At 56.5% G+C, this 20,699-nt stretch carries 18 protein-coding genes, 1 tRNA gene and 1 pseudogene; 8 read left to right on the top strand and 12 right to left on the bottom strand.

What is annotated here, in order from left to right; all coding sequences use genetic code 11:
• Positions 1 to 200: 200 nt before the first annotated feature.
• A complete protein-coding gene (lldD, locus tag AB4O35_RS25370; protein ID WP_065945320.1) occupies positions 201 to 1,352 on the bottom strand; it encodes an FMN-dependent L-lactate dehydrogenase LldD in 1,152 nt (383 codons plus the stop codon).
• A 100-nt stretch (positions 1,353 to 1,452) separates the two neighbouring features.
• Here lldD and AB4O35_RS25365 point away from each other — a divergent pair, with 100 nt between their 5' ends.
• Positions 1,453 to 2,349 carry a LysR family transcriptional regulator gene (locus AB4O35_RS25365; protein ID WP_065873304.1) on the top strand — a complete coding sequence of 299 codons (897 nt, stop codon included), beginning with the start codon at positions 1,453 to 1,455 and terminating at the stop codon, positions 2,347 to 2,349.
• 60 nt (positions 2,350 to 2,409) lie between these two features.
• A tRNA-Asn gene (locus AB4O35_RS25360) sits at positions 2,410 to 2,485 on the top strand.
• Between the two features lie 60 nt (positions 2,486 to 2,545).
• Here AB4O35_RS25360 and AB4O35_RS25355 read toward each other — a convergent pair.
• The 4 genes and pseudogenes from AB4O35_RS25355 to AB4O35_RS25340 all read right to left on the bottom strand — a co-directional run.
• Positions 2,546 to 2,946: pseudogene (locus AB4O35_RS25355) on the bottom strand (transposase); the annotation flags it as partial.
• A gap of 156 nt (positions 2,947 to 3,102) precedes the next feature.
• Positions 3,103 to 3,624, bottom strand: coding sequence for a membrane dipeptidase (locus AB4O35_RS25350; RefSeq protein WP_460149658.1), 522 nt, complete (start codon positions 3,622 to 3,624; stop codon positions 3,103 to 3,105).
• A gap of 16 nt (positions 3,625 to 3,640) precedes the next feature.
• Positions 3,641 to 4,114: a membrane dipeptidase gene (locus AB4O35_RS25345; protein WP_460149353.1), complete on the bottom strand. Its 474-nt coding sequence runs from the start codon at positions 4,112 to 4,114 to the stop codon at positions 3,641 to 3,643.
• A gap of 30 nt (positions 4,115 to 4,144) precedes the next feature.
• Entirely contained in the window at positions 4,145 to 5,092 is a 948-nt protein-coding gene (locus AB4O35_RS25340) for an ornithine cyclodeaminase family protein (RefSeq protein ID WP_065873303.1), read from the bottom strand.
• Positions 5,093 to 5,279: 187 nt separating this feature from the next.
• Between AB4O35_RS25340 and AB4O35_RS25335 the strand changes: the two genes are divergently transcribed.
• On the top strand, positions 5,280 to 5,903 hold the full coding sequence (locus AB4O35_RS25335; RefSeq protein ID WP_065873302.1) for a helix-turn-helix transcriptional regulator: 624 nt from the start codon (positions 5,280 to 5,282) through the stop codon (positions 5,901 to 5,903).
• Here the strand turns inward: AB4O35_RS25335 and AB4O35_RS25330 are convergent.
• Complete coding sequence (locus tag AB4O35_RS25330; protein WP_065873301.1) at positions 5,898 to 6,860, bottom strand: DMT family transporter; 963 nt, start codon at positions 6,858 to 6,860, stop codon at positions 5,898 to 5,900. The two genes, AB4O35_RS25335 and AB4O35_RS25330, sit on opposite strands and share 6 nt — an antisense overlap.
• Before the next feature lie 222 nt (positions 6,861 to 7,082).
• Between AB4O35_RS25330 and AB4O35_RS25325 the strand changes: the two genes are divergently transcribed.
• The gene (locus AB4O35_RS25325) at positions 7,083 to 7,970 is read left to right on the top strand and encodes a LysR substrate-binding domain-containing protein (protein WP_065945322.1); all 888 of its coding nucleotides are present in this window, start codon (positions 7,083 to 7,085) and stop codon (positions 7,968 to 7,970) included.
• 587 nt (positions 7,971 to 8,557) lie between these two features.
• Here the strand turns inward: AB4O35_RS25325 and AB4O35_RS25320 are convergent.
• A complete protein-coding gene (locus AB4O35_RS25320; protein WP_065880832.1) occupies positions 8,558 to 9,448 on the bottom strand; it encodes a LysR family transcriptional regulator in 891 nt (296 codons plus the stop codon).
• Positions 9,449 to 9,617: 169 nt separating this feature from the next.
• Here AB4O35_RS25320 and AB4O35_RS25315 point away from each other — a divergent pair, with 169 nt between their 5' ends.
• Positions 9,618 to 10,580, top strand: coding sequence for an alpha/beta fold hydrolase (locus tag AB4O35_RS25315; protein WP_083207051.1), 963 nt, complete (start codon positions 9,618 to 9,620; stop codon positions 10,578 to 10,580).
• A gap of 299 nt (positions 10,581 to 10,879) precedes the next feature.
• Here the strand turns inward: AB4O35_RS25315 and AB4O35_RS25310 are convergent, their stop codons facing one another.
• The 4 genes from AB4O35_RS25310 to AB4O35_RS25295 form a co-directional block, all read right to left on the bottom strand.
• Positions 10,880 to 12,124, bottom strand: a complete 1,245-nt coding sequence (locus AB4O35_RS25310) for an OprD family porin (protein ID WP_371913950.1) — start codon at positions 12,122 to 12,124, stop codon at positions 10,880 to 10,882.
• 95 nt (positions 12,125 to 12,219) lie between these two features.
• On the bottom strand, positions 12,220 to 13,524 hold the full coding sequence (locus tag AB4O35_RS25305; RefSeq protein ID WP_065873296.1) for a CitMHS family transporter: 1,305 nt from the start codon (positions 13,522 to 13,524) through the stop codon (positions 12,220 to 12,222).
• Between the two features lie 130 nt (positions 13,525 to 13,654).
• Complete coding sequence (locus AB4O35_RS25300; protein ID WP_065873295.1) at positions 13,655 to 14,968, bottom strand: dicarboxylate/amino acid:cation symporter; 1,314 nt, start codon at positions 14,966 to 14,968, stop codon at positions 13,655 to 13,657.
• Positions 14,969 to 15,011: 43 nt separating this feature from the next.
• A complete protein-coding gene (locus AB4O35_RS25295; RefSeq protein ID WP_065873294.1) occupies positions 15,012 to 16,094 on the bottom strand; it encodes a 4-oxalomesaconate tautomerase in 1,083 nt (360 codons plus the stop codon).
• 165 nt (positions 16,095 to 16,259) lie between these two features.
• On the opposite strand from AB4O35_RS25295, the gene AB4O35_RS25290 reads away from it, so the two are divergent.
• A complete protein-coding gene (locus tag AB4O35_RS25290) occupies positions 16,260 to 17,150 on the top strand; it encodes a LysR family transcriptional regulator (protein WP_065873293.1) in 891 nt (296 codons plus the stop codon).
• Positions 17,151 to 17,219: 69 nt separating this feature from the next.
• On the opposite strand, the gene AB4O35_RS25285 is transcribed toward AB4O35_RS25290, so the two are convergent.
• Positions 17,220 to 18,125 (bottom strand): LysR family transcriptional regulator, encoded by a 906-nt coding sequence (locus AB4O35_RS25285; protein ID WP_065873292.1) that lies wholly within the window; start codon positions 18,123 to 18,125, stop codon positions 17,220 to 17,222.
• Positions 18,126 to 18,221: 96 nt separating this feature from the next.
• Here AB4O35_RS25285 and AB4O35_RS25280 point away from each other — a divergent pair, with 96 nt between their 5' ends.
• On the top strand, positions 18,222 to 19,007 hold the full coding sequence (locus AB4O35_RS25280) for an SDR family NAD(P)-dependent oxidoreductase (protein WP_065873291.1): 786 nt from the start codon (positions 18,222 to 18,224) through the stop codon (positions 19,005 to 19,007).
• A gap of 237 nt (positions 19,008 to 19,244) precedes the next feature.
• On the top strand, positions 19,245 to 20,645 hold the full coding sequence (locus AB4O35_RS25275) for an aspartate aminotransferase family protein (protein ID WP_065945323.1): 1,401 nt from the start codon (positions 19,245 to 19,247) through the stop codon (positions 20,643 to 20,645).
• Positions 20,646 to 20,699 lie beyond the last annotated feature (54 nt).

Below are 20,699 nucleotides of genomic sequence, written 5' to 3'. Positions count from 1 at the left end.
GTTACAGTTTAGACCGCTTTTCACTGGGTTATAACCCCTGGGAACCGCCGCACGTCTTGTCATCGCTTAACCTGCTTGGAGAGGTTAGAGCGATATTCATGCCAAATGGTTTAACATTATTAAATGTTCTTATAAAACAACGACCATTCTTATATGTAGAAACAGTCGTTGAATAATGGCGCCGGTTATTTGGCCGATGGTTACCCGTTTTGAAGGTGTTGGCCAACCAAGGTAGTTTGGTCAATCTGGTCAATCGACGTCACGCCCGTGAGGGTCATGGCCACGCGCATTTCCTTGGCGAAGATGTCCAGCAGGTTTTCCACGCCATGCTGGCCATTGGCGGCCAGCGCGTAGGCACTGGCGCGACCCAGCAGGCAGGCTTTGGCACCCAGGGCGAGCATGCGCACCACGTCCAGCCCGGAACGGATGCCGGAGTCGACCAGCACCGTAAGGTCGTCGCCTACCGCATCGGCAATCGGTGGCAAGGCCTTAGCGGTGGACAGCACGCCATCCAACTGACGACCACCATGGTTGGAAACCACGATGCCATCGGCGCCGAAACTCACCGCGTCCTTGGCATCCTGTGGGTCGAGGATGCCCTTGATGATCATCGGGCCCTTCCAGAATTCGCGGATCCACTCCAAGTCTTTCCAACTGATCGACGGGTCGAAGTTGTTGGCCAGCCAGCCGATGTAGTCTTCCAAGTGGGTGGGTTTGCCCAGGTACTTGGAGATATTGCCCAGGTCGTGCGGGCGGCCCATCAACCCCACATCAAAGGCCCATTGCGCCTTGGTGACAGCTTGCAACATGCGTCGCTGTGCTGCGAATGGCCCGGACATGCCCGAGTGGGCATCGCGGTAGCGCGCGCCGGGCGTGGGCATATCCACGGTGAATACCAGCGTCGTGACGCCGGCCGCCTGCGCTCGTTCCAGTGCGTTGCGCATGAAGCCACGGTCCTTGAGCACGTACAGTTGGAACCAGATCGCCTGCGCGCTTTGCGACGCCACCTCTTCAATTGGGCACACCGATACCGTCGACAGGCAGAACGGGATGCCTTTGTTCGCCGCTGCCTTGGCCGCCTGCACTTCGCCGCGTCGCGCGTACATGCCGGTCAGGCCCACCGGGCTGAGGATCACCGGCATGTCCAGTGTCTGGCCGAACACCGTGGTCTTCAGGCTCAGGTTATCCACGTTGCGCAGGACGCGCTGGCGCAGGCTGATCTCGGCCAGGTCCGAACTGTTCGCGCGCATCGTGTGTTCGGCGTAGGCGCCGCCGTCGATGTAGTCGAACAGGAAGCGCGGCAGCTTGCGCTTGGCGGCTGCGCGGTAGTCGGAGGCGGACGAGATGATCATGAACGGTGTCTCCACAAGCCAGGGCGGATCAGGATAGGCAAATATCTGGCATGATAAAAACAACTTTTATCACTTGTAGCCAGTCGCCAAAGGAATACCGATGAACCTGAGAACACTGCGTGCCTTTGTCGAAGTGGTGCGCCAAGGTGGCTTCTCCCAGGCTGCCGAGGTGGTGTCCCTGACCCAATCCACCGTGAGCAAGGCGGTCAAGACCCTCGAAGACGAACTGGGCACGCCGTTGCTCAACCGTCTCGGCCACCGCAACGAACTCACCGCCGCCGGCGAAATTGCCTACCGCCGCGCCTTGGTGCTGCTCGCCGAGCACAACGACCTGGTGGCCGAGATCAACGACCTGCGCGGCCTCAAGCGCGGCGTGCTGCGAATCGGCTTGCCGCCTGTGGGCTGCGGCGTGCTGTTCGCGACGATGTTTGCCACCTACCGCAGTCGCTATCCGGACATCGACATCGAACTCACCGAGTACGGCAGCAAAAAACTGCGCGAGTGCCTGGAAGCGGGGGAGGTCGACTTGGCGGCGCTGCTGCTGCCGGTGGACGAAGGCTTCGACTACCAACCCGTACGCAATGAACCACTGATCGCCGTGTTGCCCATCAGCCACCCATTGGCTCGGCGCAAACGCATCGACTTCACCGACTTGGCGGACTCACCTTTCATCCTGTTTGAAGCCGGCTTCGCCCTGAACGCCAAGATTCTCACTGCGTGCGAACGCAAAGGCGTCACCCCCAAGGTGACGGCACGCAGCGGCCAGATCGACTTCATCGTCGACCTTGTCGCCGCCGGTTTGGGCGTGGCCTTCCTGCCGCGCATGCTGGCGCACAAACATCAACACGCCGGCATCGCCCTGATCCCCTTGGACGAACCTCACACCGACTGGCACATCGCCCTGGCCTGGCGCGCCAGCGCCCACTTACCACCCGCCGCCCTGGCCTGGCTGGAGTTGGCCAGCGAGCACGCGGATTCAACCGGCCATCCGGTTTAATCGCAGCGAGTGCCATAGAAAGCTTGACTTCTCCTTTTCAATCAGTAACATACGGCGCATTCCGCGATAGCTCAGTTGGTAGAGCAAATGACTGTTAATCATTGGGTCCCTGGTTCGAGTCCAGGTCGTGGAGCCAGATAGAGAAAGCCTGCAGAGATGCAGGCTTTTTTTTGCTTTGGATTTCCCAGGTGATCATAAATTGACTGCCATCGATGGCGACCCGATTCTCTCCAAACAATCCCAACTGCTGACACAGCACAACGAACTGGCGACAGACGCTTCGGATGGCCTTGCTGGCGTCTTTTCGGAAGTCGGCGATAGTCTTGAAGTCCGGCATCAAACGCCCAGTCAGCCACATCAATTCGACGTTACACTAGGCTTCTTGCTCCAGGCGCCGGCTCGACTGAATTCGGTGAGATAGCCGTAGATATAGATCTTCAGCAGGATCGCAGGGTGATAACCAGGTCGGCCTGTATCAGCAGGAATAGCGTTATCAAACCCCAAGTTGACCAAGTCGAGTTCGTCGACAAAGACGTCGACTACGCGCACCGGATTGGTACCGCTGACGTAGTCGTCGAGGCTCTCAGGAAGTAAGGTGTGTCATCACGCTAATTGACACGCCGGTCAATCCGCAGTGATTACTGTGCGCCTGCGCCAGCACTCGATTGACAGCCTGGAACGGCTGCACGCTTCTGTAGCGCGTTGATTGCTCATCCAATTGATCAGACGCGTGTTCAATTAACGGGGTGCGATTCAAGTCCCAGGTTTCGGTCTTGGCCAGGTTGCCTGTGCAATACGCATGAAATTATTGCCGTAGATCGCCTGGATATCCGCATCTGAGTAACCCAAGCGCGTTAATTGTTGTGCAACCTCACCCAGTGTCTCTGGCTGCAATTGAACATGTCCGTTCATCTGGCCATAGTGCTCAATCGGCCACCAGTCTTCCTCTTTTTCACCTTCCGGCAAATCTTTATGCTCAGGGTACAACTCGGTATCCAAGCCTATCCCAATATGGCGTGTCCCGATGCGCTCTGCCAGATAGTCGATTTGTCGAATGTAAGCGTCTACAGAGGCGGATGGGTCGCCCAAGAATATGCCTAAACCTGTAAGTCCGATCACCCCACCTTGAGCCGCACACGCGAATATTTGTTCGTCGTCGATTGTTCGCGGGTGATCAAAAACCGCTTTAACGTTGGTGTGAGAAAAAATCGCAGGGAGCTGTGAAATTTCCATAATTTCAAGACTGGCGCTTTTGCTGGCGTGCGAACAGTCAATGATAATTCCTGCTGTATTAATACCCTGTACGATCTTGCGTCCCAGGGGGGGTCAATCCGGTACTTGCTCCATGGCAGCCGCCAGCGCAACTGTTGTCGCGGTTGTAGGCAAGCAACATTTGGCGAACCCCTAAGCTTGCGAACAGTGCCACCATCGCAGGATCCTGTAGCAGCATGTTTGAACCTTCGAGGTCAAAGGAGACCGCGAGCTTTCTATACTTGTGCGCCTGGTAGATATCGTCGGCGGTGGCCACCAGGACAAAGTCTTCCGGGTGATCAGCCAGCCAGCTTCTAAACCCCGCAATTGTTCGGATCACCGTTTCAAACGGGGTCATGTCCATGCCAACGTTGATCGACACATGATGGAAGCCGGCTGCTCGATACCTGTTCAGGCGGGACATATCCTGTCCGGGAATCAATGGCAAGCACGCATGGGCCTCCCATTGAATCACCGGGGGCTTGCTGACTCCTGATGGGTCAAGCTTCATCATTTAAACCCCGTCTAATCGCGTCGCTATCCATTAGTGCGCTAATGATGCCACGGCGCATTTCGCAATCTGAGCATCCTGCACGCCTAAGCCTGTAAGGTCTGCAATGGTAATCTGCGTGTCGTCCTGTCGTCCGATGGCGTGACCGCTCAATACGCTGCCGAGTGCTACAAGGCTGCCTTTGTCGATCAGGCCGGATTTGAAGGCTCCTGAAATCTCACCGAATTGGCAGCATTGCTCGATTGAGTCCACGACAATCACATCGGCACGTGCAACCAGGCGCACATCCAGCTCTTGCTTGCCAAAACTGTCTGCGCCAATAGCAGTGATGTGTGTCCCAGGGTTGACCCATTCATTCGCGATGATGGCTTCGCGAGAGGGTGTAGCCGTGATGATCAGGTTGGAGTTGGTCGCAACGTCCTTTGCATCTTGGGTAGCAACGACATCAAAGCCTAAAGCGTCGGCAAATTCACAGTATTGTTCCAAGCCTTGCCGGTTACGCCCGTAAACCGTCAAGCGTCGACATGCCGTGACGGGCATCAGGTGTTCCAGTTGCATGCGTGCCTGGTCGCCGGTACCCACCACACCGATGCCTCTCACCTGTGAGGGCGCCATGGCCCTCGCCACGATTTGCCCCGCCAGCGCTGTACGCATTGAGGTCAGCCAGCCGCCATCCCGAAGCAAAGCGACGGGTTGCCCCGTCAAGGCCGAGAAAATCAGCGTCAACCCACCGTTACTGGAAAAACCCTTCGCAGGATTGTCGTAGAAACCTGCCGAGACCCTGACTGAAAACACCTCGTCTCCTAGCATCCAAGCCGACTTCACGCAGCAGTCACCGTTGCTGGCCGGGAACTGAAAGCTTTGAACCTGAGGTAGCTGCACCCGTCCGTTAGCATGGGCAATGAATCCTTCTGCAATCAGCGCAGCAGCGTCCCTCGGGCACAAGGCACTCATGATTTGCGCTTGGGTGTAGATATTCATCGATTGCTCCATCGGCTATTGAAAGACGGGCGTTGTGCTTACCCGGCTGACTGGCGGTTACTCGCCGCCGTTAGACGGGATATGGCGCTACAATCGGGCGCTTCAGTAAAGGCGGGCATAACCATAGCACAAAAATACAATTAGTATCCTGAAGACGTTTTGTATTTTTTCGAGGCATATTTTTACCGTGAATAAACATCTGGATAATTACATCAGCAGCGCCCAGGCGATTGCGAAGCTCCTGGATCCGCACGCCGAGGTCATTATTCATGACCTGGCCTCCGGAAAGATTGCACATATCTTCAATGTGTTCTCTCAGCGGCGGGTCGGCGACAGTTCATTGACGGATATCAACGATGGGGCATCATTCGAGGGAGATGTTGCGGGCCCTTATAGAAAGGTGAATTTTGATCGCCGACAGCTAAGGTCGGTTACAGCGGTGCTCCGAGATCCTGAAGGGATCCAGATCGGGCTCTTATGCGTAAATTTTGACATCACTGTCATGAGCGGGATGGCAGAAATCGCTGCATCATTTTTAGGTTTTGAAAATACAGTTGAGAAGCCTCCGGCATTGTTTGCCACCGATTTCCAAGAGTCAGCGCACGCGATCATGGATGAATTTTTGAGGGCTCGCAGGGTGACATTGGCGTCGCTTACTTCAGAAGAAATGGTGGCACTGATTGGTGAAATGGATAAAGGCGGAGTCTTCGCGTTGCGCAATGCAACCAACTACATCTGCGAGCTGTTATCTCTATCACGGGCTACCGTCTACAAATATCTAAGGCGCTCCAGAGCAGCCACGGGTTTATAACGGTACTTTCTCCTTGCGATTTTTGGGTCTCAGATAACTGCTTTCCTCCTGAGTCTGTCCGCCCGACTTGCTGAGATTCACTACCAGCAGGCCAACAATAGTGAGGCTTGCACCCAGCAGAAATCCGTAACTTGTCTGTTCTCCAAGCCATAGGTACCCCATGAGTACGCCAAAGAGCGGACTCATGAAAGCCAGCACACCAAGGCGAGCTGCGAGGTAGCGACGAAGCATCCAGAACCAGATTAAGTAACTTGCTACTGACACAATCACTGTTTGAAAAATCAAGCTGGCCAGAGCTTGGGTTGAAAAGGTCACTGCGTTCTGGCCTAGCAGCAGGCTTAAGGGCAACAAGAGGAGAAACGCGCCCGCGAGTTGGTAGAACAGAGTCTGGGTTGCTGGTGCCTCACTGAGGCGACTGGTACGCACCGCTACGGTCGTGAACCCCCATGCAGCACCTGCGCCTAAACCCAGCAGATCGCCCAGCAGACTGTCCGTGATGGCTGGCTGAGTCGCGCCCCCATCACGCGGCATGAGAAAGGTGATGGCAATACCGGCGAATGCTAAAGACATGCCAAGCCATTGCATTGCACCAAGACGCTCCTCCGGCAGGCGCAGGTGCAGGCCGATGGCGGCGAATAACGGCGCTGTATAAAGAAAAACCGCCATATGCGAAGCACTTGTCCAGCGTAGTCCTTGCGCAACAAGCAGAAACTCAGCGGCAAATAAAACGCCCACGACTAACCCGGAGCGGCACCAAACGTTTGGTAACCATACCTCCCGCATGATCCATTTTCCTATTAGCCAGACCAGGAGTGCAGCGACTCCGGAGCGAACGGCGACCTGCATGATAGGAGCTATGTCGCCCGCAACAGCTTTGATCGCCACTTGCTGGGCACCCCATATGAGGCATAGCAGAACCATCACCGCCGTGGCGGCTCCGTCTACTGACTTCCTCATTCATCGATACCTTTTGATTGGGGCAACCCTTTATTTGCCTGCGACGACCTGCTGTTCACCTCGGGTGATTTATCGTCAAACCAGGTTGCTCGAACAATCGACATTGGCCTTTCCTTGGAAGTTAGGATCTGTTGTTGCCCTACGGCGAACGTGGATTGTGCGAAAGTAAGCAAGCCGCTACAAATCACGTGTTTTCAGCCTATAGAAGAGAAAAACTACGTTATGAGAGCTGATACGCCCCTTCGGGCCATAGCTTGTTTCGACGCGGTCATGCGAACGGGAAGCGTCAGTCTTGCGGCACGCCAGTTGTTTGTGACGCCGGGAGCAGTAGGGCAACAAATTCGCAAGCTGGAAGGTTGGCTAGGAACGCCGCTGTTTGTGCGTAACGTTCGCAGGCTACGACCAACGGCTGAAGCGCTGAGCTATTGGGAGCAAGTCAAGCCGGCGCTTCGCCAGCTAGAGACCGCCAATCTCGCCGTCCGAGGGAGTAGGGACAAGCAGGTACGTTTAAGCCTGCCGCCGGCGTTCGCCAACTCCTGGTTCGCAAAGCGCATGCCTTTGTTCACGGAACGTCATCCAGAGGTGCAACTGCACTTGAGCGCATCTACCGATGCTGTGGATTTCAATGACGCTACTTGCGACCTGGCAGTGCGGCATTTCGATGGATATGGCAGTGACGTGAACGCAGAACTGCTGTTGCCGGACGAGGTAAGGGTTTATTGCAGCCCGGCTTACCGCGAACGGCTCCAGTTGCATAGCCTTGATTGTTTGCTGGGGGCAACCTTGCTCTATACGACGTCTCATGCCCACTGGTCTCAATGGCTATCATCGGTCGGGATGTCTCCCGATAGCTTCTCCAGCAGCCTCAAATTCGACCAGTCTGAGCTGGCAATCGACGCGGCCCGGCGCGATCAAGGTCTAGTGCTCACCAGCCCTTGGCTGGTTGAGGAGGACGTACAGCGAGGCCTGCTCGTACCGGTCTTTGACGCTGTCCTAAGGACAGGTAAAGGCTATTACGTGGTGCAGGCCAACGATGTGGTGTTGGGTGAGGCAGCCCAACTGTTGCGCCGATGGCTTTGCGACGTAGCGCAGCGAGCCCAACAAAATTGATAACTTGAGCACACTCTGTCTTGGCTTTGCGGGGGGATCTGCGCAAAGGGCATCTATCAATCGTATTTGGGCGAACAGGGGGTTACGTCGTACTGTCCGGCCGCCGTATTTTTTTGCCTGGCTCAATCTTTATTGTGTAATCAGTACGCGTCTCGGTTGTTCCCGGAACGGAGCCTTCATTTCTTCGTAGATGTCCATCGTCCGTTCTTACCTGAGCGCAATTTGCCAGCGAGCCATGACAGGGCTATCGCCGGAATTGAGAGAAGGGCCGCATAGATGATACCGACGCCTAGCAACGGGGATGCACCAGAAATCGCTAAAACCACTGGGATCTGGGAGAGCATTACGACGCCACCTGCGGACCACTGTGAGCTTCTTAGTACTGCCCCGAGGATTACCGACAGCGCTAGCGCGGCGGGATAGATGATCGTCCAGTAACTGGCCAGGTCCCACGGCTCCTCAGCCCCTGTGATTACTGAAACAACAGTCCAAAAAAATAGGGACACAACGCAGGTAACAATGAATGCCATGAATAATTCCTAAACTGTCGGAGCAAACTGAGTGAGGTTCGCACGCCATTGCTGAGTTTACTGATCCAGGCGCTGACGAAACCGAGGAATCGCGAAATCCAGAAATCGCCTCATTTTCAGGGGCATATGCCCAGGTGACATGTGGATCAGGTTGATAGGCGCCGACGGAGGCTCATAGTTATCCAGCACAATCTCCAGCAGTCCCTCGCTGATCGCCTCCGCGACTTGGTAGTGCAATAACTGAACGACTCCAACGCCATCAATGGCGGCCTGCGCTGCTGCGTCAGCGGTCGTCACCGATAAGCGCGGGGGCATCCGCCTCGTTGATTCTGCCACGCCATGTTTTGAGTGTTGAAAAGGCATAGGGGCGTCAAGTCGCACGGTTGGCAAGTTCTGCAGGTCTGCGGGACATTCAGGTCTTCCATACGCTTCCAGCAGCCTAGGACTCGCGCAAATTACAGTTCTCATGGCCCCCACCTGAGTGGCGATCATGCCGCTATCAGCGAGTGTTCCAATGCGCACTGCCATGTCCACGTGGTCGTCAACGAGGTGAGCGTTGCGATCAGAAAGCAGGAGCCGGATGTTGATTTCGGAAAACTCCCCTAAAAACGCGTTGACGATCGGCAGCACCTGCAGCCGGCCGAACATGATGGGCGCGGTCAGGACCAGTTCGCCTTTGGGGGCAATGAATTCTCCGGCAGCTTCGCGTTCGGCAACCTCCAACTGCTCCAATATTCGGCGTGCAGCAGCCACATAAGCCACCCCTGCATCGGTCAACGAGAGCCTACGCGTGGTTCGAATCAATAAGCGGCTACCTATCAGCATCTCCAGGTCAGAAATTTTCCTGCTGATGGTGGGAAGAGGGATATCGGCTAGCCGTCCGGCTGCCGTCAGGCTGCCAGCATCAATCGCAGCCACGAGCAGCTTCATTGCCTCAAATCTGTCCATGGAATGTTCCAATATTTGGTAGGGAGATTACCAATATTCTCAGATTATGTTGGTTTATTGAAACAGGCAATATAGCCCTATCAAGTGGGTGCGCCTGACGCTCGACAAGCCATGAACTCATCGCCTGATAGACCACTTATCTTTTTCATTCAGTGTCCAAGGAGTTTGCATGAGCATTAAAACGTTGTTAGCCGCCACTGCCCTCAGTGCAGCGCTCGCCAGCGCGGGAGTGGAAGCAGCCGACATTAGCCACCAAAGGGCAAGCGACGTCCAACACCATTTTGTAGAGGTAAAAGGGGTCCGCATCTTTTATCGGGAAGCGGGCGACCCATCGGCGCCAACCATCGTGTTGCTTCATGGATTTCCTACCTCATCATTCATGTATCGCGACTTGATTTCGAAACTAGCGGACCGTTACCACGTGATTGCCCCTGACTTCCCAGGTTTTGGATTCTCGGACAGCCCTGATCGGGCGAAGTACTCATACACGTTCGACAACATCGCCAAAACCATGGATGGATTTACTGAAGCGCTTGCGCTGAATCGCTACGCTCTTCAAGTCTTCGACTACGGTGCGCCTGTAGGCTGGCGGATGGCCGTCGCACACCCCGATAGAATCAGCGCAATCATTAGCCAAAACGGGAATGCTTACGTTGAAGGCCTCAGCGAGGGCTGGAACCCGATTCAACGTTACTGGAACGCGCCCACTGCCCAGAACCGCAACGCATTGCGCGAGCTGCTCAAACCAGAATCAATCAAGTGGCAATACACGCATGGCGTAGCGGACCCTGACAGTATCGCACCTGAAACATACACCTTGGATTACGCGTTCGTGTCGCGTCCCGGTAACGATGAAATCCAGCTGGACCTGTTCGCAGACTATGCCACCAACGTGAAGCGCTACCCCGAGTTCCAGGCGTATTTCCGCAAATATCAGCCGCCGATGTTGGCCGTCTGGGGAAAGAACGATCCGTTTTTTCTCCCGGCAGGCGCGAACGCATTCAAGCGTGATATTCCCAAAGCTGAGGTACATCTCTACGACACCGGGCACTTCGCACTGGAAACACACTTGAACGAGATCAGTGGTGAAATCCACCGCTTCCTGGACCGGAATGTGGTGCCGCAAAAATAAGTCCTGTCGCACGTCTGCAACAGCGGGTCATGCGCCCGCTGTTGCGGGTCCTCTCTACTCGCTCGTTAGCGTCTTGCATGTTGCGTGGCGGTCACGGCATTGCTCCCCCCAACAGCGTCAAGGTCCCTATTGCCTTGGAAGCGTTGGGCCTCAACTTTCGCCAAAGCGAGCAAAAGGGCGCGGCTTTCGTACTGCATCCCCGGCTCGCGCCGCCTCGACAGCGGCATTGAGTGCCAGCATGTTGAGGGGGCCTTGCCTTAACCTGTAGGAAAGCGGCCGCATGGGCCGCAATCGTCGACTTACCAGAGGGCGATGTCGTAGGTGAGGTAGAGGCGGTTGCTGTCGCGCCCTCGGGAGAACTCCGAGCGGTACACATAGTTGCGCATGCGCACACCCAGGCCCTTGAGCGTGCCGGCCTGTACAACGTAGGCCAGTTCGGTATCGCGCTCCCATTCCTTGACCGTGGTGGTGGACTTGCCGTCATTGCCGCTCAAGTAGCGCGCAGAGAAAGTCAGGCCGGGGACGCCGACGGCGGCGAAGTTGTAGCCGTAGTTGAGCATCCAGGTCTTTTCGTCTTCCTCGATGAACTTGCCAATGCCGGCGTTACTGAACGAGTACACGGTTGCGCCACTGATGTAGGGCAAACCGGCATCGCCGCGCAGGCTCTGGTAGCCCCCGCCAACGGTATGGCCAGCGATCGCGTAGGACAATTGCCCGCTGAACATGTCGTTATCGATTTTGCCTGCGTAGGCAGAGCCGCTATCAGCGCTGTTGAAGTACCGCAGGTCGCCAGTCAGCACGCCACCGGCCAGCGGCAGGTCGTGCTGGATACCGGCGAAGTTCTGGCGGTAAAAGTTTTCCAGTTCGCCGTAGAAATAACTCAAGCGGGTGTTTTTCCCCCATTTGTATTCGGCGCCGGCGTAGTTGAAGTCGCCTGACTTTTCGCCACTGTAGCCATCCGGCACAATCGGCACGCTGTCGGTGGAGTCGCGTAATTTGAAACGGTCCAGGTGCCCGCCGGTGACCGTCAGGTTCTCGATGTCGTTACTGCTGACCTGAGTGCCCTGATAGGTCTGGGGCAACAGACGTGCGTCGTTGTAAATCAGCACCGGGGTCTTGGGCAGCAGGGTGCCGTACTTGACGGTGGTTTTGGCGAACCGGGCTTTCGCGGTGGCGCCGGCGCTGGCAAATTCGCCCGCTGCGCGGCCGTCGTCATGAATCGGCATGAGCCCGGTACCGCTGCGACCGCGTCCTGAGTCGAGCTTTACGCCGTAGAGCCCCAGGGCATCAACGCCGAAGCCGAGAGTACCCGCAGTGAATCCGGACTGATAGTCCAGCAAGAATCCCTGGGCCCATTCGGTACGTTCGCTTTTTGCCGTTCTCGCGGCACGTGCACTCATGCCGTGCTCATCGCGAAAGTTCTCGTTGAAATACACATTGCGCAGTTGCAGCTTGAGCTTGCTGTCATCAATAAAGCCTTCGGCATTGGCACCGGCGATCGGCACCAGACCCAATGCACAAAAAAGGGCCTGACGGGTATACATAGGGTTCATGGCAAACGTCTCATTGTTGTTATTTGGCGTGCAGGGCGACACGCACCCCGTGAGCGAGGCGCGTTGCAAGGCAGCAGAGAGATGAATCAGGTAAACAGGCTGATGGCCCCAGTCAACAAGGCCAGCGCGGTGACGACCAAGGAGGTCAACACCGCCCACTTGACAGTGGCTTTCTGGAAGTCACCAATGTCACGGTCGACCATCCCCACCAGCAACAGCGTCGATGCGACCAGCGGACTCATCAGATGCACGGGTTGCCCGAGGATCGAGGCACGCGCGATTTCTACCGGGTCTATGCCGTAAGCGGCGGCCGCATTGGCAAGGATCGGCACTACACCAAAATAGTAGGCGTCATTGGACAGCACGAAGGTCAGCGGCATGCTGGTGATCGCAACCACCAATGGAAACAGGTGGCCCCAGGACGGAGGGATCCAGTCGACCAGCGTCTGGGCCAGGGCATCCACCATCTTGGTGCCGGAAAAAATCCCGGCAAAAATCCCTGCGGCGAACACCAGCAACACGACCGTCATAGCGTTGCCCGAGTGCGCCAGGATGCGTTCTTTCTGAATATCCAATTGCGGGTAGTTGATCATCAGTGCGAGCACAAAGCCGATCAGGAACAGGATCGCGGAGTGCATCAGCCCCATCACCAGGGCCACCATCACCGCAATCACCAGGACCAGGTTGACGTAGGCCAGTTTGGGACGCTTGTGGGGCGTGTCCTCAAGAATCGCGTTGATGTAGCAATCGCCGCCACCGCTTTGCAGTTGCACGTTGCCAATACGCTTGCGCTCGGCTCGCCCCAGTACGAAAGCCACAAAGACCACCCACATGGCACCGCCGATCATGGTCGGCAGTAACGGCACGAAGTATGCGCCGGCATCCAGGCCCAGCGCTGCGATGGCCCGTGTCGCGGGGCCGCCCCAGGGTGTCATGCCGCTCATGATGCTCAGGGACAGCATGGAGATAGTCGCCAGGATCATCGGGTTCATGCCGATGCGTTTGTACAGCGGCAGCATCGCCGCGCAGGTAATCATGTAGGTGGTGGTGCCGTCGCCGTCGAGCGCGACCACCAGGGACAGCAAGGCGGTGCCCACCGCGATCTTCATCGGGTCGCCATTGACGCGCTTGAGGATCTTGCGGATCAGCGGGTCGAACAGGCCCGCATCGATCATCAGGCCAAAGAACAGGATCGCGAACAACAGCAATGCGGCAGACGGCGCGACCATTTTCAGGCCGTCAAGCATCATCTTGCCCGTGGTGCCGCCGAAGCCGCCAATCACGGCGAAGACGATAGGTACGACGGTGAGCGCGACGATGGGCGACAGGCGCTTCGTCATGATGAGGAAGGTGAATACGACCACCATGGCCAGGCCAAGGAAAGCGAGCATAGGACGATTCTCTTGTTGTTATCGTAAAAATGGCTGACGCCGAGGCGCACGAGCCCTGACCCGCCGGGCGGCACAACGGCGCCTGGCGGGGAGGGGGGTTCAGTCAGGAGTAGGTGTTATTCGGTTTTTGCTAGATGCGTTTGGCGACCGTCAGGTCTTCCCAGGCTTGTCCCTGTGCCGCAGAAGATTTGCCGTCGAGCATCCGGTTCAGCGTTTCGCGGTGGCAGGCGTTTTCAGACATCGAAATCACCACTGTCGCAACTGCGTTGCTGGCCAGGCTGGTCAGGGCCCGGGCTTCAGACATGAATCGGTCAACGCCGATCAGCAACGCCAGGCCGGCCAACGGGATGTCGTGAATGACCGTCAGGGTCGAGGCCAGTGCCACGAACCCGCTGCCGGTAACGCCAGCGGCGCCTTTGGAGGACAGGAGCATGATTGCCAGCATGGTGATGATTTGCGTCAGGCTCAGGTCAATGTTGCAGGCCTGGGCAATGAAAATCGCCGCCAACGACAGGTAGATGGCCGTGCCGTCCAGGTTGAACGAGTAGCCGGTGGGCAGCACCAGGCCCACGACGCCTTTCTTGCAACCCAGTGCTTCGAGTTTCTCCAGCATGCGCGGCATGACAGGTTCCGTGGAGGAGGTCCCGAGTACCACCAGGAATTCTTCGCGAAAGTAGCGCAGCAATTTCCACAGGCTGAAGCCGTTCGCACGGCAAATGCTGCCCAGTACCGCGAAGACAAAGAAACCGCAGGCGATGTACAGGGTCATGATCAGCTTTGCCAGCGAACCCAGCGAGGTGATGCCGTACTGGCCGACGGTGAACGCCAGGGCCCCAAAAGCGCCGATCGGTGCAAAGCGCATCAGGTAAGCGAAAATCTTGAAGACCATGTGCGAGGCGGACTCGAGTACGTCGAGTACCGGCTTGCCACGCTCGCCCAGCGACGACAAGGCAAAGCCGGACAACACCGCGATAAACAGAACCGGCAGCACTTCACCTTTACTGAAGGCACCGATAAAGGTTTCGGGGATGATGTGCATGAAAAACTCTACAACCCCAAGTTTCGCGGCCGACTCCGTGTACTGGGTCAGTCCCTTGGTGCTCAGTTGGCTGGGATCGATGTTCATGCCAGCGCCCGGCTGGAACACATACACCGCCACCAGGCCAATCACCAGGCTGATCACCGTCAATACGAAGAACAGCAGCATGGTTTTGCTGAGCAGGCGCCCAAGCGAGCGTTTGTCGCTCATTCCGGCGATGCCAGTGACGATGGTGCAGAACACCACTGGAGCTATCATCATCTTGATGAGTTTGATGAATGCGTCACCCAACGGTTTGAGCGCGATGGCCTGCTGGGCCCAGAAGTGTCCGACGACGATACCCAGCACCACGGCGCAGAGAATCTGGAAGTAGAGCGATTTAACAACTTTCATGGCATCACCCATTTTTAGAATTGTGCGGATGCAAAAATGCCAACGATCACCGGAATTATCCGGCGAGGCGTTGAGAGTCCGTGGCATAAACGAAGCCGGAAAAAAGCCTGCGCGCTGTGCGAACGACGGAAGCCTGAATTGTCTCACCGTTAACACCCGTGTAGGACAATACGACATCAATCCCACCGCTTGGGTGCTCGATGCGCACCGCTTCAAGGCGCGGCGTACTGATGCCGCCGAGCATTTGCGCGACGATGCTGCCGTCGATCACACACGCGGTGGCCAACCCGATCGAGCCGGTAATGGCCAGCGCGCGGTGGCAGTTGTGTGGCATGAAATAACGAACTTGGAGCGTACCGCCAGCGTTGGCGGGCGAGACCAGCACCGGCTTTGGAATCACTTTGTCGCTGACATCACCCAGGCCCATCGCCAGGCCTGCCTGAAGTCGCAATGACTCTAGGCGCCGCAGGAAGTCTTTGTCGGCGTCCAGTTCTGCCGGGCTTTCATCGCCACGCTTGCCCAGTTGGCTGGCTTCGATCAGCACCATGGGCATTGCCATGTCGATGCACGTGACCGCAATTCCATCGATCACATCTTGCGTGTTGCCAGTGGGGAGGAGTTTGCCGGTCTTGCTGCCGGCTGCATCAAGGAACGTCAGTTGCACCGGCGCCGCAGTACCCGGCACACCGTCGATCGCGGTGTCGCCCTCGTAACTGACTTTGCCATCCGGTGTGCATACCTCGGAATGGATAAAGGTCCCGGTGTTCACATTGCGAATGCGCACGCGAGTGCGCCCCGGCGTACCTTTGACCAAGCCCTGCTCGATGGCGAACGGGCCGACGGCACACAGCATGTTGCCGCAGTTGGGGGCGCTGTCGACCCGGCGCTGCGAAACCATCACCTGGACGAACAGGTAATCGACGTCCGCGTCCGGGTGCAGGGAAGGGCTGACAATAGCGACCTTGCTGGTTTGCGGGCTGCCACCGCCAATACCATCGATCTCCAGCTCATGGCCGGAGCCCATCACGTTGAGCAGCAGCTCGTCGCGTTCCGCGATGACAGCCGGCAGATCCCAGTCGAGAAACACCGGCCCCTTGGAGGTACCACCGCGCATCAGCACACAGGGAATTCTTTGCATGACTCTGACTCTTGTTGATCAATCGACGTAATTGATGCTCTTGGAGCAAGAGTCTCAAGGTTTCAAAAATGTTTCCAATGCAAAAATTGACGAGATTATTGCGTTTGACGAATGATAGATTTGCTTTAAATTACGGATCGACTTCTTCTGTTGGTGAGGCAAGACATGGATTATGAGCTTAACGATATCCGATCTTTCGTGAAGATCGCCGAACTTGGCAGCTTTCACGAAGCTGCCGATGCGCTTCACCTGTCTCAGCCTGCACTCAGTCGTCGCATTAAAAAACTCGAAGAGGGGCTGGGCACCGCGTTGCTGGATCGCACCACGCGCAAGGTCAGCCTCACGAGCGTCGGCCGGGACTTCCTGCCCAAGGCGCGCCGATTGCTGGATGATTTCGATGAGTCGATTCTCAATATCCGCGAACTTGCCCAGCGCCAGATTGGCCGAGTCACCCTGGCGTGCATCCCGACGGCCGCATTCTATTTCCTGCCGTCGGTGATCCGCCTGTACAACGAGCGCTATCCGCAAATTCGCATCCGCCTGCTGGACTTGAGCGCAAACGAGGGGCTTGAAGCGGTGCTGCGAGGGGAGGCTGATTTCGGTATCAACATGATGAGTGGGCAGCATCCTGATATCGAGTTCGTGCCCCTTGTCATAGAGCCGTTTGTTTTGGCCTGCCGGCGTGATCATGAGCTCGCTGGACGCAGTGCTGTCACATGGTCTGAGCTCAGTGATTACCGTCTTATCGGGGTGGGCCGCCTGAGCGGGAATCGCATGTTGCTTGATCACGCGTTGTCAGGCTTGAGTTGGCGTCCACAATGGTTCTACGAGGTACAGCACCTTTCTACCTCGCTGGGTCTGGTGGAAGCCGGGCTGGGGGTGTCGGCGATGCCGAGCCTGGCCATGCCGGCGCATGATCACCCCACCTTGGTCAGCGTGCCGTTGATTGAGCCGATAGTGAACCGCTCCCTGGGTCTGGTTTACCGCCGCGGCGCATCACTCTCTCCCGCGGCAGAAAAGTTTGTTTCAATACTGCTTGAACAATGGCCGCAATGAGGTATATCGCGCTATCCCTGCGCGCCAAACCGCTGGCGACCACGAAGAATGGCCAGTATTTGTGATTCCTCAAACACGACGAGGCTCACCTTCGACAATTTTGCGCATCAAGCTCAGGTAGCGACTGGCTGCAAGCCCCAGAGGTCGATTCTTCACCCAGATAATATCGACCCACAACCGCATCTGACTCGGCATGTAGTCAAACACCACCTCCGTCAATGCGCCCGAAGTGATGAGAGGTTGCACCAGGGGTTGGGGAAGATAAGCCCAGCCCAACCCTTGCTGCACCAGATCCAGCGTTGCCAGATAACTGTCGCTGAGCCAAATTCGCCGCGACAGCACAACGCGTGGGTCAGAGTCTGTAGGCCCTCCAGTAGCCACTATGATCTGCCGAATATCCACCAGTTGCTCTTCGCTTAAAGGGCTTTTTTTGCCGGCAGCCGCAGGATGATCTGGAGAGGCAACCGCCACTAACAACTGGCTTCCCGCCTCAAGAAACGTCTCCCGCTCGTCGAGCCCGGGCCGTTCAAATCCAAGTGCTAATTGCACACGCCCTTCATGGAGCATGCGAATCGCCTCCGGGTGGGAAGCCGAGCGAATCTCGATCTCAAGCGTGGGGAACTCTTTGGCAATAATGGACAATGGACGACTCCATACGCCTGTTTGCAACTCCGGCGCCATCGCCAGTATCAAGCGCCGCTCCAACCCCTGATGAAGCTGCAGGGCATGCGCGTCCAGCAGGTTTATCTGGCTCGCCACCTGTCGTGCTTGGGGCTCAAGTGCTTTGGCGGCTGCCGTAGGGACAGCTTTGCGGGTTGATCGGTCAAAAAGCAATAAATCAAGCTCTGCTTCAAGCTGTGACACAGCCATGTTGATGGCCGAGGGTACCCGGCCCAATTTCCGTGCGGCGGCAGAAAAGGATCCACTGTCGACAACCGCAAGGAAAACTTTAAGTGACTCACTGGTAAACGCCATGGTGGTTGTCAGATTTTCTGATGATGATCGTCTTTATTTATCAGGTCTACTGGCCTAATTTCTACTCTCTTTCGAATTAAATACGTGGGGCACACCATGTTGGGTACGGAATTGAGGGGGCATGTGGCACTGGTCAGTGGTGCCGGGAGTGAATCCGGGATCGGTATGGCTGTTGCTCGACGGCTAGGTGCAGCCGGGGCGAAGTTGATCATCACTGCTAGCAGCAACCGCATCGCGGATCGGGTTAAAGAGTTACGCCTTGAAGGGTTTGAAGTTGAAGGTCGGCCCACTGACCTCACCGATGAACGTCAGGTGCTTGAATTCAGCCTATGGGCAGAAACAGTCTGGGGACGGATCGATATTCTGGTAAATAACGCCGGCATGACCATGCAAGGAAGCCCTGAGGTTTTCTCGGAATTAGTAACAATGGAACTGTGTGACTGGAATCTTTCACTGGCAAGAAACTTAACGACAGCTTTTCTTCTGACTCGGGCCGTTTTACCGGGTATGCGGGCGCGACGTTACGGGCGCATTGTCAATATGAGTTCCACCACCGGAACCAGAGGAAGCAATCCGGGCGAAGCCGCTTATAGCGCCGCCAAGGCCGCAATGGTTGGCATGAATATGGGACTTGCACTTGAAGTCGCCAAGCAGGGGATTACCGTCAACAGCGTGGCTCCCGGGTGGATCACCACCGCGTCAACCACGCCCGTTGAAGCAGAGGCGGGATGTTTTACCCCAATAGGGCGGGCAGGCACGCCTCGCGAAGTGGCGGCGGCAGTTGCATTTCTGGCGTCGCCTGACGCCAGTTACATCACGGGTGAAGTCCTCGTGGTGGATGGCGGGAACTGTCTGGTCGAGAACAAAGCCCCTCAAACCTGAGTTCAGGACGCGGACGTTACGTTCTGTTTTATCCAGAAGTAAACAGCGCATTTTAACGCTTCAAGCCGGCTATTAAGTCTGACGCTCCCGCGCGATCAATCAATGATCCCGGGTGGGAGCGCGGCTGTCACTGCGATATATAAAAGTGCGACTTATCAAAGAGTAGGTGAATTCACTAAGCGGTATTCGGCCGTCATTCAGGAATAAACGTTTAATAATTAACTTAGGGTTTTGACCATGTCGAACAGTGGAATTTGTGAATCAGCGATTGCTGTTTTTACCGCCTCCGAGCGTGCCCGTTTTATAAAAAACAACCCAACGTCAATGGCACTGGCCAAGCGTGCCAAGGCGAATCTTTTCAACGGTGTTCCCATGCACTGGATGAGCGATTGGTCGATGCCTTCGCCGCTCTTCGTTCAGCGTGCCAAGGGTGCACGCTTCGTAGATGTCGATAATCATGAGTACGTTGACTTTTGCCTGGGCGACACGGGCGCCATGTTTGGCCATTCACCTGATCCTATCGCCCGTGCTATCGCAGAACAGGCGAATAACGGCTTAACGACGATGTTGCCTGGCGAAGACGCTGTGGTCTGCGGCGAGTTGTTGGCTCAGCGATTTGAGTTGCCATATTGGCAGGTCACTGCCACGGCTACTGACGCCAATCGTTATGTTCTGCGCTGGGCGCGCGCTATTACCAAGCGCAATGTCTTGCTGGTGTTCGACGGCTGCTATCACGGGACGGTGGATGACGTGATGGTGCGGTACCGCGACGGCAAAACGGTGCACCGTGCAGGCCTTGTGGGCCAAGCCTACGACTTGACCCAATACAGTCGATCTATTCCCTTCAACGATGTTGCCGCACTTGAGGCTGCTTTAGCCCAGGGGGACGTGTGTGCGCTGATGTGCGAGCCGGCGATGACGAACATAGGCATGGTCCTGCCAGATGCGGGTTTCATGCAAAAGTGCCGAGCGTTGACCCGCAAATATGGCAGCCTGTTGGTCATTGACGAAACCCACACCATTTCCACCGGCATCGGTGGATGCACTCGCCTATGGGATTTGAAACCCGACTTTTTCGTGGTGGGTAAGCCCATCGCAGGTGGCGTGCCTTGCGCGGTGTTTGGCGTCAGTGAGCACGTCGCCTTGGCCATGCAAGACGCGCAGAGGAGCGTTAGCGAAGAGAGCAGCGGGCACGGCCACAGTGGGATGGGAACGACGCTGTCCGCCAATGCACTGGCGATGCGTTGCATGCGAGTCAGCCTCGAAGAGGTCATGACAGCGTCTGCGTACCAGCACATGCTGCCCCTGGCTTCAAGACTGGCGCAGGGCTTTCGGGCGGTGTTCAAACGGCACCAACTGAACTGGTCAGTCACGGAGTTGGGCGCGCGTTGTGAGTTTCAATTCTGTGCCACCCCGCCCAGAACGGGTGCGCAAGCCGAAGCGGCTTTTCATGACAGCCTTCAAATGGCTCTGCATCTCTATCTGATCAATCGCGGAATCCTGATCACACCTTTTCACAACATGACCCTGTGCTGTCCGCAGACAAGTGATGCGGATATCGACAGGCTGATCAGTGAGTTGGATAGCGCGCTGACCACGCTGCTTGCCCTACCAGGGGCTCGGGTCATCCCTTCATAAATAGCTGTGTGACACCCCGTTTTTCTCAACTACCGCCAAGTCGCTTGAATGAGC

The organism is Pseudomonas sp. H1_A03, from assembly GCF_054685145.1.
The sequence above is the reverse complement of the archived record's forward strand: the minus strand, read 5'-3'. Positions and strand labels throughout refer to the sequence as shown.

Bases quoted from the DNA above. Each gene is read 5' to 3' on its own strand.
- lldD (WP_065945320.1), bottom strand. From the start codon at position 1,352: ATGATCATCTCGTCCGCCTCCGACTACCGCGCAGCCGCCAAGCGCAAG.
- AB4O35_RS25365 (WP_065873304.1), top strand. From the start codon at position 1,453: ATGAACCTGAGAACACTGCGTGCCTTTGTCGAAGTGGTGCGCCAAGGT.
- AB4O35_RS25345 (WP_460149353.1), bottom strand. From the start codon at position 4,114: ATGATGAAGCTTGACCCATCAGGAGTCAGCAAGCCCCCGGTGATTCAA.
- AB4O35_RS25340 (WP_065873303.1), bottom strand. From the start codon at position 5,092: ATGAATATCTACACCCAAGCGCAAATCATGAGTGCCTTGTGCCCGAGG.
- AB4O35_RS25330 (WP_065873301.1), bottom strand. From the start codon at position 6,860: ATGAGGAAGTCAGTAGACGGAGCCGCCACGGCGGTGATGGTTCTGCTA.
- AB4O35_RS25325 (WP_065945322.1), top strand. From the start codon at position 7,083: ATGAGAGCTGATACGCCCCTTCGGGCCATAGCTTGTTTCGACGCGGTC.
- AB4O35_RS25320 (WP_065880832.1), bottom strand. From the start codon at position 9,448: ATGGACAGATTTGAGGCAATGAAGCTGCTCGTGGCTGCGATTGATGCT.
- AB4O35_RS25315 (WP_083207051.1), top strand. From the start codon at position 9,618: ATGAGCATTAAAACGTTGTTAGCCGCCACTGCCCTCAGTGCAGCGCTC.
- AB4O35_RS25310 (WP_371913950.1), bottom strand. From the start codon at position 12,124: ATGTATACCCGTCAGGCCCTTTTTTGTGCATTGGGTCTGGTGCCGATC.
- AB4O35_RS25305 (WP_065873296.1), bottom strand. From the start codon at position 13,524: ATGCTCGCTTTCCTTGGCCTGGCCATGGTGGTCGTATTCACCTTCCTC.
- AB4O35_RS25300 (WP_065873295.1), bottom strand. From the start codon at position 14,968: ATGGGTGATGCCATGAAAGTTGTTAAATCGCTCTACTTCCAGATTCTC.
- AB4O35_RS25295 (WP_065873294.1), bottom strand. From the start codon at position 16,094: ATGCAAAGAATTCCCTGTGTGCTGATGCGCGGTGGTACCTCCAAGGGG.
- AB4O35_RS25290 (WP_065873293.1), top strand. From the start codon at position 16,260: ATGGATTATGAGCTTAACGATATCCGATCTTTCGTGAAGATCGCCGAA.
- AB4O35_RS25285 (WP_065873292.1), bottom strand. From the start codon at position 18,125: ATGGCGTTTACCAGTGAGTCACTTAAAGTTTTCCTTGCGGTTGTCGAC.
- AB4O35_RS25280 (WP_065873291.1), top strand. From the start codon at position 18,222: ATGTTGGGTACGGAATTGAGGGGGCATGTGGCACTGGTCAGTGGTGCC.
- AB4O35_RS25275 (WP_065945323.1), top strand. From the start codon at position 19,245: ATGTCGAACAGTGGAATTTGTGAATCAGCGATTGCTGTTTTTACCGCC.